General features: G+C 51.0%; 6 protein-coding genes. 5 read left to right on the top strand and 1 reads right to left on the bottom strand.

Annotated features, from left to right (window positions below; genetic code table 11):
* The first annotated feature begins 26 nt into the window (after positions 1-26).
* The 3 genes from PQG83_RS12625 to PQG83_RS12615 all read left to right on the top strand — a co-directional run bounded on the left by PQG83_RS12625 (position 27) and on the right by PQG83_RS12615 (position 5410).
* Positions 27-3464: a molybdopterin-dependent oxidoreductase gene (locus tag PQG83_RS12625; protein WP_312741588.1), complete on the top strand. Its 3438-nt coding sequence runs from the start codon at positions 27-29 to the stop codon at positions 3462-3464.
* A 179-nt stretch (positions 3465-3643) separates the two neighbouring features.
* Positions 3644-4063 carry a response regulator gene (locus PQG83_RS12620; protein ID WP_312741587.1) on the top strand — a complete coding sequence of 140 codons (420 nt, stop codon included), beginning with the start codon at positions 3644-3646 and terminating at the stop codon, positions 4061-4063.
* Positions 4064-4120: 57 nt separating this feature from the next.
* Positions 4121-5410 (top strand): 4Fe-4S dicluster domain-containing protein, encoded by a 1290-nt coding sequence (locus tag PQG83_RS12615; RefSeq protein ID WP_312644303.1) that lies wholly within the window; start codon positions 4121-4123, stop codon positions 5408-5410.
* A 195-nt stretch (positions 5411-5605) separates the two neighbouring features.
* On the opposite strand, the gene PQG83_RS12610 is transcribed toward PQG83_RS12615, so the two are convergent.
* Positions 5606-5974 carry a hypothetical protein gene (locus PQG83_RS12610; protein ID WP_312741586.1) on the bottom strand — a complete coding sequence of 123 codons (369 nt, stop codon included), beginning with the start codon at positions 5972-5974 and terminating at the stop codon, positions 5606-5608.
* A 670-nt stretch (positions 5975-6644) separates the two neighbouring features.
* On the opposite strand from PQG83_RS12610, the gene PQG83_RS12605 reads away from it, so the two are divergent.
* Both PQG83_RS12605 and PQG83_RS12600 read left to right on the top strand, forming a co-directional pair.
* Positions 6645-11525 carry a hypothetical protein gene (locus PQG83_RS12605; protein ID WP_312741583.1) on the top strand — a complete coding sequence of 1627 codons (4881 nt, stop codon included), beginning with the start codon at positions 6645-6647 and terminating at the stop codon, positions 11523-11525.
* A gap of 127 nt (positions 11526-11652) precedes the next feature.
* Positions 11653-12576 carry a carboxypeptidase-like regulatory domain-containing protein gene (locus tag PQG83_RS12600; protein ID WP_312741580.1) on the top strand — a complete coding sequence of 308 codons (924 nt, stop codon included), beginning with the start codon at positions 11653-11655 and terminating at the stop codon, positions 12574-12576.
* The last annotated feature ends 784 nt before the right edge of the window (positions 12577-13360 follow it).

Here is a 13360-nt window from a genome sequence, read left to right as displayed (position 1 = left end):
TCAACCTTTGTATGGAGGAGCGTTTGATGTTGGTAACCAAAAGACAATTTTTAAAAATGACAGCAGGCACTGTGGCTGCAGTGGCGTTGGCGGATAATGCGCTGGCGTTGACGGCATTGCTACCGGTTGTGGAGGTAGGCAATCCATTGGGTGACTACCCGGATCGCTCGTGGGAGAGGGTCTATCACGATCAATACCGGTATGACAGTTCCTTTACCTGGGTTTGTTCCCCCAACGATACCCATGCCTGTCGTATTCGTGCGTTTGTCCGGAACGGGGTCGTGATGCGCGTAGAGCAAAACTACGATCATCAAACTTATGAGGATATGTACGGGAATCGGGGAACCTTTGCCCATAATCCCCGGATGTGTTTGAAGGGGTATACCTACCATCGCCGGGTGTATGGTCCATACCGCTTAAAGGGGCCCCTGATGCGGCGTGGCTGGAAAACCTGGATGGATGACGGAAGTCCTGAATTAGACCCAACGGTGATGACGAAATATAAATTCAATGCACGCTATTTGGATGATATGTTGCGGGTCTCCTGGGATACCGCGTTTACCTATTTGGCCAAGGCCATGATCGTGATCGCCAACCGGTATAGCGGCGAGGCCGGTGCGAGGCGATTACGGGAACAAGGGTATCCTCCGGAAATGATCGAGATGATGAAGGGCTCAGGAGTCCGGAGCATGAAATTCCGTGCCGGTATGCCCGTGTTAGGTGTCATAGGCAAAATGGGCATTACCCGGATGAACGGTGGATGTGGAGCGCTGTTGGATAGTTGGGTGAGAAAGGTTGGACCGGAAAATGCCCAGGGTGGGCGGTATTTTAATAATTTGACCTGGCATGGTGATCAGGATCCTTCGCAACCATTCTGGTCCGGAGCCCAAGCCATCGATTGTGATCTTTCTGATATGCGATTCAGCAAGATGAATACAAGTTGGGGCAAAAACTTCGTTGAAAACAAGATGCCCGAAGCCCATTGGAAACTGGAGTCGATTGAACGGGGTGGTCGCGTGGTGGTCATTACCCCGGAATACAATCCCACGGCACAACGGGCCGACTATTGGATGCCGGTCCGTCCCGAGACAGATGGAGCGTTATTCCTCGGGGCCTGCAAAATTATTTTAGACGATGGTCTTCAGGACAGCGATTTTATTCGATCCAGCACGGATTTCCCCTTGTTGATTCGCACGGATACTCTGCAATATTTGGATCCGCGTGATGTCATTCAAGATTATGCCTTCCCGGATTTCTCCAAAACGTATTCGGGCAAAGTGCAAGGGCTTTCGCCTTCTCAGATCGCTCGCCTTGGAGGGTTTATGGTGTGGGATCTCAATCAGGACAAGGCGGTCCCGCTTCACCGAGAACTGGTAGGTTGGCACTTTAAGAACAGCGGTCTCGATCCGGCGTTGACGGGATCGTTCAGGGTGAAACTACTGAGTGGGAGGGAGGCAGATGTCATGCCCCTTTTCCAGATGTATCAGGTCCATCTTCAGGATTACGATCTGGATACGGTCCACCAAATTAATCGATGCCCGAAAGACCTTATTGTGCGATGGGCTCGAGATAACGGGACCATCAAACCGGCCGCCATTCATAATGGAGAAGGCGTCTGCCATTATTTTCATATGACGTCGATGGGGCGTGCGGCCGCCATGGTGATGACCCTGACCGGAAACATGGGGAAATTCGGTACGGGATGTCATACATGGTCAGGAAACTATAAGGTTGGTGTTTGGGCGGCCACGCCATGGTCGGGGGAAGGCATTGGGATCCACACCGGGGAAAATCCTTTCAAGATCACGACAGATCCGAATGCCCATGGGAAAGAGATTAATTACCGCCCATACTATTATGGTGAAGAAACGACGTACTGGAACCACGGCGATACGGCGTTGATTGTGAATACGCCCAAGTATGGCCGTCGGGTATTTACGGGAAAGACGCATATGCCGACGCCGAGTAAGCTTCGATGGGTGGCGAATGTCAATATTCTCAATAATTCCAAACACCATTATGACATGGTCAAAAATGTGGATCCCCACATTGAAGCGATTGTGACTCAGGACATTGAAATGACATCAGATGTGAATCACGCCGATGTGTCATTTGCAGTGAACGGGTGGATGGAGTTTACCTATCCTGAAATGACCGCCACCGTCTCCAACCCCTGGATGCAGGTATGGAAAGGCGGCATCCGGCCGTTGTATGACACGCGGAACGATTTGGATACGGTGGCGGGCGTGGCGGCCAAACTCACCGAAATAACGGGTGATGGCCGGTTCCGCGATTACTTTAAATTTGTCTATGACAACCGCGTGGACGTGTATGTTCAACGGTTGTTGGATGCCGGTAGCACCTCCTACGGGTATTCGGCTGACACGATGTTGAAATCGGAAAAGGGTTGGATGGTGATGACCCGGACCTATCCTCGTATCCCATTGTGGGAAGAGGTCAACGAGTCAAAGCCGATGTGGACCCGTAGCGGTCGCCTGGAGACCTACCGGGTGGAGCCGGAAGCCATTGAATATGGGGAAAACTTCATCTCGCATCGGGAAGGGACGGAGGCCACTCCCTATTTGCCGAATGCGATCATGTCATCCAATCCGTATATCCGGCCGGATGACTACGGGATTCCGATCACGGCACAACATCATGACGACAAAACCGTCCGCAACATCAAGTTGCCATGGGCGGAAATTAAACGATACGCCAATCCACTCTGGGAGAAGGGGTATCAGTTCTATTGCGTGACGCCGAAGACCCGGCATCGGGTGCATAGCCAATGGTCGGTGAATGACTGGGTGCAGATGTATGAATCCAACTTTGGCGATGCCTATCGAATGGATAAGCGGACGCCAGGGGTGGGTGAACATCAAATCCATATCAACCCATCAGCGGCCAAAGATCGTGGCATCAATGACGGGGACTATGTCTACGTCGATGGGAACCCGGTGGACCGGCCGTATCGTGGGTGGAAGCCCAGCGACCCCTATTACAAGGTGGCGCGGTTGATGATCCGGGCGAAGTACAATCCGGCCTTCCCGTACCATGTCACGATGGCCAAACATGCGCCGTTCGTGTCGACGGCGAAGTCGGTAAAGGGGCATGAAACCCGACCGGACGGACGGGCGATTGCACTGGATACCGGCTATCAATCGAACTTCCGGTATGGGGCGCAGCAGTCGTTTACACGCAGTTGGCTGATGCCGATGCATCAATTGGACTCGTTGCCAGGCAAAATGGCGAATAAATGGAAATTCAAATGGGGTTTTGAAATCGACCATCATGCGGTCAACACGGTTCCGAAGGAATGTCTCATCCGAATCACGAAAGCGGAGGATGGTGGCATTGGCGGACGTGGGCCGTGGGAACCGGTCCGGACCGGGTTCACGCCAGGCCAGGAGAATGAGTTCATGATCAAATGGCTGAAGGGTGATCATATTAAGATCAAAGTGTAGGTGAGTTGGAGGCTGGGGATATTTTTTCTATATTGACGTCTAGAAAGAAATATGATGAATACCTCCCCCCAGCCTCCTTTTTTTTATAGTGAACGATGGATCTAAACAATTTTCTTGTAAGCCTTTTATCATGAAAACTGTTGGGGGAAGTAAGATGAAACAGGTAATGGGACCCGTCGGTGAACATACCCTCTGTATTTGTGGTGGATGATGATGAGGTGGTTCGTGTAAATATTGCGAAAAAACTTTCTCGGTTACATTGCACGGTACGTGCCTTTGATTCGGGAGAGGCCTTGATGGAATTTTTCAGAGATCATAGGGATGAGCCTGATGTGATCTTGGTGGATTATAAAATGGGTGGGATGAATGGGGTGGAAACCCTGCATGCCATTCGAAAATTCTCTTCTGTTCCAGCCATTATCTTTACCGCATATGAAGGTAGGATAGATCCGCAGGAAATAAAAGAAATTGGGAATTGTGAGGTCATGATCAAAACCGTAGATCTTCACAATCTCATTCATATGGTGAACGGGGTCATGGCCCTAAAGAATTTACGTAAAATTGATTGTTGGGTTGATACCGGGGGGTTGCCAACCTAAGGGTTGGCTGGCGGTGCCTGGTCAGCCCCGAAATTTTCACCGAAACGGAGGACGACAATGCCTGAAGTGTATAACTGGCAGTTAGGACGAAAGATGCTGTATCCCTATGAGGAGCGGCATCCGAAATGGCAGTTTGCGTTTGTCTTTAACATCAACCGGTGTTTGGCGTGTCAAACCTGCTCGATGGCGGACAAGTCGACGTGGCTGTTCAGCAAAGGGCAGGAATACATGTGGTGGAACAACGTGGAGACGAAGCCGTACGGGGGCTATCCGCAGTTCTACGATGTCAAGATCACGCAGTTGATTGAGCAGGTCAATCCGGGCGGGCAGGTGTGGAACGTGCGGGTGGGCCGCAAACATCATGCGCCGTACGGAGTGTTTGAAGGGATGACGATCTTTGACGCGGGCGCCAAGATCGGGCAGGCGGCCATTGGCTACATCCCGACCGACCAGGAATGGCGGTTTGTGAATATTTATGAAGATACGGCGACCTCGATGCGGGCGATCGTGGAAGGGGTCGATAAGACGGGGTTTACGAAAGAAGAGCCGTGGAAAATGCAAGGCAGCAGCTTGCCGGAGCATGAGACGTACTTCTTCTACCTGCAACGCATCTGTAATCACTGTACGTATCCGGGGTGCCTGGCGGCGTGTCCGCGGAAGGCCATCTACAAGCGGCCGGAAGACGGGATTGTGTTGATCGACCAGAACCGGTGCCGGGGGTACAAGAAGTGTGTGGAGCAATGTCCGTTTAAAAAGCCGATGTACCGGGGCACGACGCGGGTGAGTGAGAAGTGTATTGCGTGCTATCCGCGGGTGGAAGGCAAAGACCCCTTAACGGGGGGTGAGCCGATGGAGACGCGGTGTATGGCGGCGTGCGTGGGCAAAATCCGGCTGCAAGGGTTGGTGAAGGTGGGCGATGACGGGCTCTGGGCGGAAGATCGCTGGAATCCGTTGTACTATACCATCCGGGTGGAACAAGTGGCGTTGCCGTTGTATCCGCAATGGGGCACGGAACCCAACGGGTTTTATATCCCCCCGCGGCAGGCGCCGCGAGGCTACATCCGGCAGATGTTCGGGCCGGGGGTGGATAATGCGATTGAGAAGTATCTGGTGCCGAGCCGGGAGTTGTTGGCGGTGCTGCAGTTGTGGCGGGCGAGCCAACAGATCATCTTCCGGTATGACGTGATTCCGGGGCCGAAAGTGTTTGAAACCCAAATCCATGGGCGGAAGTTTGAGATGTACAACGACACGGTGTTGGGGTTCAACAAATCGGGCAAGGAAGCGGTACGGCAGCAAGTGGAAGAGCCGATTTACATCCGCCCGGCGGAGCGGGTGAACTGGCTGTAAATTCTATTTATGCAGTGGGAGACAACCGGAACCATCAATTTTCGGTGAGGCTGGAGGCCGGCTGGCGACGTAAAATGAGTGTCAGGGAAAAATCGCCACCCGGTCTCTCCCCTGTTCAGGGGAAAAGCCCGAAAGGGGGGATGTTATGAATTGTCGGCGTTGTGCTGGTCTCATGCATTGGCTCAATATGGGAGATCATCTTAATGATTCAGGACAGTTATGGTCCATGGCTTGGCAATGCTTTAATTGTGGAGAAATTGTCGATCCTTTGATTATAGAAAATCGTTCAAGTGAAACCAGACCTAAAGCAGGAAAAGCCCGCCTCAAAACGTTTTCACCATCGAGACAGGTGGTTGGGGAAAATGTGTAAAACGTAGAATTTTCAAAATACATCGAGAGGCAGTGGTTTGAGAGCACAAGGACGTGGACATGTTCCGCGTTCTTGCGCTCTTCCTCGTTTTTTGGCTCTAAAGGAAAATTTTCTTTACGTGTTTTTTGTAATGCTCGCATGAGAAGTGCGGTAAGACCATTCTTTTTTTTGAGGGCCGCTTTGACCGATATCATGCGTTCTTCCCATCCGTTGCAGAATTCTTGGCGCAAGAGATCATCATGGAGAATCTTGTTTTGAAACGCGATCGGCTCGAACCGGCATAGGGGGTGGAGTCGTGTCGGTTCAAAACCTATGTATCGGGAGGCAGTCAACGTGAGGGTGGAGGGCAAAAGCATTCTCCTTTCGGTCCACAATCTTTCTTGTAATATGCTGATAAAGGTTTAAGTACCCCCATTCCACTGCTTGCATATTGAAGGCCTTTGTTCCGTTCTTCCTGTCCAACCGGATGAGCCTGGTCCTCATTCTGAAGTTCCTTTCTCAATTCTTAAGAAATCCTCAATCAAGTCTGCTCGTTAATCGTTGAGCATTGCAGTAAAACTGTTTCCCACGAAAAGTGGTGGTGGAATCGTGGCGGACGGCAGCGATCTTTCGTGGCATTCCAGCGGATTAATTTTTTTGTGCGCAAAGAGGCCACGAAAAATAAAGCCAATTTGTAGATAGTGGAGGAAGCGTTGGGCGGCTCGCTATTTGCTTATCGGAAAGTAAGGGAAAAAGTATTGTCATGAATCAACGAGGAAATACATTAGAGAAGAGAATGTTATCGCTATAGAAGGGGTGCATATTCCCGGAGACGTGAATAACTTAAAGGGCCTTGATCGATTTTCTATGAGGAGGGGACGTTTTATGTTGTCAGGGAAGAAGGTGTATGGCGCAGTGAAAGGCATTGTCGCGTGTATAGGGATGGTGCTCATGATGAGTGCCATGGGACATGCGGGAGAGGAGATTCGGGAGGAAACGGATTCCTATGCCGGTCATCACGTGGCGGCAGCGTCAGGAAAGACGAATAATTGGGTAGAGAGATTGAAAGGCCAGACGATTGTGGAGGATTCGATGGAGGGGAATCCTGAGCGTGCGGCGAACGTGGATCGGCAGCATGAACGGTTAATGTCGAAAATGGGACATCAAATGCAGGCCGATTTGAAGTTGATGGAGGGTAGTGGAGTTTATGACACCGCCACGATGCTCCATCAATACGGAGCCGGCCCGGCAGACTATCTTCTGGCTTCGGACAATGAAATTGAACCCGTCTCGGGTCAGCCTGGACTGTGCCCGTCTGGTGTGCCCGAAAAACACTACGATATTTCGGCCATCGACGTGGAAATCACGTTGAATAGATGGCTCGACTACTATGTTGGCTACATGTATGTCCTTACTGAAAATCTCGAGAAGGTGCGGGAGGAAGAAGCGGCGAATGCTGCGGCCCGTGAGAAGGAGGGGTATGACCCAGGCGCGGTTGAGACCGGTTTGCAGAATAACTGGATTCAACCATTGGTAATCCGGGGCAATCAGGGTGATTGCGTGAGGTTCACTCTCCGCAATCAGTTGATAACCGGAGAAGGGGTGAGTTTGCAGATCGGGGGATCGAGTATGATGGTGAGCACCACCGGCCAACCGGCGACGACCACGAACCCTGATGCGATCGCGATGGAAGGCCAAAGCGTGGATATGGAGTGGTACATTCCACCGACGATGCAGGAAGGCGGACGTCAGTTTCATAGTTACAGCAATGATCGTGAGTTGACGGTGATGGGCCTGATGGGGACTTTTGTGGTGGAACCCAAGGGTTCGACGTATCTGGATCCGCTTGGCGCAGGGGAACCGACACCGATGACCAGTGGTTGGCAGGCGATCATCAAAAACGGAACCGGTCCGGATTTTCGCGAGTTCGTACTCATTTATCATGAAGTCGGCGATGAAGCCTTTCGTCCGGTTAATAAGCATGGTGACTTTATTCCGCAGCGGGATCCAATCACCGATGTGTACCGGCCCGTCGCGCGGGCGTTGAACTACCGAAGCGAACCGTTTGGTGTGGACAACATGCAAACGCAGCATGAGTATTTCGGTTTTGAGGACGAGTCAATGGCCTACAGCGCCTATACCTTCGGTGATCCGGCCACCACCGTACCGCGCAGTTATTTGGGCGATCCGGCGAAGTTCCGGCTGGTGCATGGGGGATCGGAAGTTTTCCATTCCCATCATCCCCATGGCGGATCAATTCGCTGGCCCAGGAGTCCCCGTGCGATCGACGAGATGCCCCTGTGGCACACCGCAAAAAATGGACCGGTGAAGTACCCCGTCGTCAGAACAAAGACGGACCGTGTCGACGTGGAGGTGATCGGGCCCTCCGAGGCCCTTGACCTGGAAACGGAATGTGGATCGGGACTCTGCCAGCAATTGGCTGGTGATTTTTTGTTTCATTGCCATGTGGCACATCACTACATCGCCGGGATGTGGGGCTATTGGCGGGTTTACAATACCATCCAGCAGGGAGAAGTCCACAACGATACGATGCCGGACCTTCGCGAATTGCCGGACCGCAAGGGACGGATTAAGGCCGGTGTCACTTCGGACCAGCTGATCGACAAGAAAGTTGATTGGTTCGGCAAAGAATTTAAAATTATCGAGAAGGGGACAACGGATTGGAAAGCCAATCCGGCTGTCGTCACGGTGAAGGACTGGGTGGAAATGCAGTTGCCGCCTCAAGGCAAGCCCGGTCACAAAGATGATGAGAGAGAGCAGATCCTTTCCTATGATGCGACGGTGTTGGACTGGATTTGGAACGGAAACCGGGCGATGACCGAGCGGGAAAACACGATCCCCAATCCACGATATCAATCTCCGGCTCCCGGCGAACGCTTGCCGATTTTGTTCGAGCCCACCACCGGCAAGATCGCATGGCCACACTTAAGGCCGCATTTCGGTAAACGGGTGCCATTCTCTCAAAATCACAATCCTTCTCCATGGCTCGAAATGATCCATTTGGATGATGATGGTCAGATGAGTTCTTATCCGGCCAAGCCTGGAGAAAACGGACGGTGGAGCCTGTGTCCAGCCAATGCCGGCTCCAAAAAGTTTAACGTGCATTTCATTAAAACCCCCATGATGGTGGCAGATAAACAAGGGGATGAACCGGCAATCATCGATCCGGATGGGACGATTTATGTTCTGCATGAAGAGGAGGAAGAGGTCCGAAAAAATAATGATAAGAGGCATCCGTTGGTCGTGAGATCTAACGTGTACGACTGTATTGACTGGATGCTGACAAGCGAATGGGTTGATGATGACAATTTCAACATGCATGCGTCGAAGATCAACACCCATTGGCATTTCATGCAGTTCGACAATCAATCATCGGATGGTGTGATTACCGGTTTTTCGTATGAACAATCCGTGCGACCCTTTACCATGATGGAGAAGACGACTGACAAGGGCCTGCCACTGCCAATGAATACGGTGTTCACCAAGCCGGGCAAGAAAGGTGACGTGACCATCACGGTGAAAAATGCCGCGCAATATCATCCGAAGAACGAGATTCTGATCGGTGCCGATAATGTGAAGCACAACGAGATCGGGCGCATTAAGGCCATAGATGGGAATCAAATCACGCTGTATCGGCCGTTAGAGCATGATCATCCGGTGGATGACATCGTGACCGTGGAATTCGTACGGCAACGGTTCTGGGCGGATGCGGATGTGGGCACCGTGTTCTGGCATGACCATGCGGTCGGCCGTGTAACTTGGGGACACGGAGGGTTCGGGACGATGATTGTTGAGCCCTGGGGCTCGACCTATCATGATCCCACAACCGGGGAACCGATCCGAAGCGGACCGGTGGCCGATATCCGGACGACGGAGCCGGTCGGGTATGGAGTGAACGGGAGCTTTCGTGAACTGATGGTGCAGTTGAACGACAGTGTGCCGCATTCCGTCAACATCGTCACGGCAGGTAATCCTCCGGGACAACCGATTGAGGTCGCGCTGGAAGCGGGAAAGACGATCTCATTTCCCATGCCTGAACATATTCCCATGACACCGATGCCGTTTCTCAACGGGGGAACCCACACCACCGGTGGCAGTTTTAACTTCAGGGCCGAACCGATCGCGGCTAGACTCAAGGCAAACCCCGATTTCTCGAACCTCTTCAATAGCCATGTTCATGGGGATCCCTATACGCCAATGGTCAGGGCGTATCTCGGCGATACGGTTGTGTTCCGGCTGTTGGAGACCATGACAAACGAATCAATGGTGTGGACGTTGTCAGGGCATACCTTTCTGACTGAACGGTATGCCGGTGATGCCAACCGTAAAAATTCCATCCACATTGGTATCGCAGAGCGATACGATCTTGTGGTTCCGCAGGCAGGCGGGCCTCGGCTCCAGCCTGGTGATTACATCCATTTTAACGGACGTTCTTCAAAGTTCTCGGAAGGAGCCTGGGGTATTCTGCGGGTATTGGATAAGGAGGTGCCTGATCTTCAAAAGCTGCCGGCCGGTTATTCCGGTCGTAATGAAATTCCAGAGCCTGGGCCGGTCTGTCCTGCCGACGCACCGGTTAAATCATTTAAGGTTATGGCGATGGATTTTCCTTCCATGAATTTCAACACGAAGGCACCCGAAGCCGTAGAGGTCGATTTCGAACGGAATATTTTGCTCCAGAATCCGGAGGGAAAAATATATGTGCTCGAAGAAGATGTCGCAAAGACGGCCAGTGGCATTCAACCGATGCCGCTGACTCTGAGAGCCAATGTCGGCGACTGCCTTAAGATTCACCTGACGAATCAAATGAAGGAAAGCCGCGCCTCGTTCTCCGCGCTTTCCCTCGCCTTCGATCCTAAGGATTCGTTGGGAGTCAACGTGGGGCAGAATGCAGGTGATCAAACGGTTGCGCCTGGAGAGAGCCGGACGTACACCTATTACGCCGATCCGTTTTTAGGTGAGATTGCCTCGTTAGTCTGGGACTGGGGCAATGTGATGCACAATCCTCGGAACGGGCTTTACGGCGCGATCATTATCGGGCCGAAAGGCGCGACGTATCGTGATCCCAAAACAGGTGAGGATATCTCCAATAAGAACAGTTGGATTGCCGACGTGATCGTGGACCGGACAGTGACTGGATACGAAAATCGACCAAATTATCGGGATGCGGCCTTGTTCTTCCAGGACGAGGACAACATCATCGGTACGAGCTTCATGCCTTACGTGCAGAACGTGGCTGGGCTGGTCGGGGTGAATTATCGAGCGGAACCGTATTTGTTCCGTGAGGAACAGGGATGTACGCTGGATAAGATATTCCAGCCCTGTTCTGAGGAAAATCCGGAAGACCCCATCACACCGATCATCGAGGCCCATGCCGGTGATCCCGTTCGCATTCATGTCTTTGGTGCCAGCAATGAACAAAATGGCATGTTCGGCGTTGAAAGTCATGAATGGCCCATCGAACCATTTATGCGAGGAGCCGATCAAATCAACGTCGTGGAGTTTTCGGGGTCAGAGGCGTTGGATGCCTTCATTCCAGCCGCAGGCGGACCTTATCAACGTACCGGGGATTACGTCTGGAGCAACCAGCGGTTGCCCTATTCCCAATCAGGGCAATGGGGGTATCTACGCGTACTCCCAGGAAGTGACCAACGAATCCTATCATTGGATGGAAAGGCTCCTGGCATTAAAGAAGCCAAGTTGCCACACGAGCAAGTAGTCCATATTAAACCCGTCGACCTGAAATGAGCCGGCATGATTTTTAGTTGACGGGTTTGGGAACGGGGAAGCCGATACACGGCTTCCCCGTGCTGGTCACAACCCCATAAGACAAGATGGTGAGAAACATTTGGAGTTTTTGCTGGCGGAGGAATACATGAAAAGCACGGTGGTACAGTTGATTGGGATGACGTTGGGTATCCTGGGAATGTGGGCCATCCCGGTTTGGGCCTATGAAGAAAGTCAGGTTAAACAAGGAGGAACGATTCGTGGACTAGTAACTTTAGCTGGAGGGATGCCTAAAGCCATGGCCTTTAATTTGGTCACGATACCTGATCCGGTTTTTTGTGGGCGAATTTCAACCGGAACAGGATGGCGTATTGTTGAAGATTTCATCCTGGGATCTCAGGGCTCGCTGAAGGACGCGATTGTGATGCTCAAGGGTATTGAAAAAGGGAAAGCTTTTGATTTGCCAAAAGTGACAATCGAAGCGAAGGATTGTGATTTTCTGCCATTTGTCAATGTGTTGAGGGATCAGGATGAACTGACGGTCATTAATATGGATCCAGTGGAACATGATATTCAGGGATACGAGACTGCTCGTGATCGTGGTGCGAGGGTCTTGTTTAATCGCCCTCTTCCAATGAATCCTTTTCATAAAGTATTAGATTTGATCCACAGGCATGATCATTTACCCGGCAAGCCAATGATCGAAAAAATTCATTTGCAGAAGGATCGGAATATCTTTGTGATGCAATGCGGGTTTCATCCATATATGTTTTCCTGGGGGGTGGTGGTTGACAATCCCTATTATGCGATTACAACTGAGGATGGACGGTTTGAGATATCCGACATTCCACCAGGAGCCTATACGTTATCGGTCTGGCATGCCGGAATGAAGAAATACTTAACTCGGGAGGTGACTATTGAACCGAATGGGTTAATTTCTGTGAATTTCGAATATCAATCACCCGTGGGTCGTCGCAGTGTTCATGAAATTCAAGAAAATCCCCATTTTGGATTGGGGCTATTAGGGGAAGAAGTTATCATCCCTTCACTTCGTCTCCAACATCCCTCATAACAAACACCATGAAGGGGTTATCATATAGATTCGCGTGATGGCCCTGTTTTTGAGGGTAAGAATCTTTTGAGCTGAGTCATTCATTTATTCGCGCTGATTTCTTCTTCCAATCCCCGAATGGTTAATATCTTATTCAGTGAATGTTTGCCTCAACGATCCATGTTCTTTGGGAGATGCAGGTTCTTACTTATCCATCCTCGATAGGATTTTCAGTACGGAATCTGGTTGCCAATTGGTTAAGTCTCGATTGAACCCAATTTTCCCCTGGGCATAAATTCGATTTCTCCCCTTTCACTAAGAACCTCTACGTTATTCTTCGGGCGTGATTCATTTGTTTTTAGCCCCTCGTTTCCCAAAGATGTCCTTGTCATTAAATCCCGTATATCCCTTCGTCCTTTTGTCCTACCTTTTTTTTAATTCACCAAACCAAAGTCCTCTTTTGTGCTGAGTGTGAGATCTGCTAGGAGCGTTCGGGTTGCCAGAATTCCAATTTGAGATATATGAAATTTACCTGTTTTGCCAAAAAAACAGGACGCCTGAAAAGGATACGCAGAAATTCCAGCCATTGAGATTTCGATGTTTCGCGAACATTTCGCGATGCTTTTCGTGGCCTGATTAGTCTTCCATAACGAGCAGTAAATTCAATTAACCTCTCGTTTTCAAGGAGTTAAGGAAAATATGGGGAGAACAATTTTTTGGACTAAAGATTGCTATTCAGGAGTGAGGAGGAATGTGGTGACACTGGTGACCAGTGTTCGTTCATTATCGGTTGAATCGGGATGGT

The organism is Candidatus Nitrospira neomarina, from assembly GCF_032051675.1.
Lineage (GTDB): Bacteria > Nitrospirota > Nitrospiria > Nitrospirales > UBA8639 > Nitrospira_E > Nitrospira_E neomarina.
This window is presented reverse-complemented; position numbering and strand designations above follow the sequence as displayed.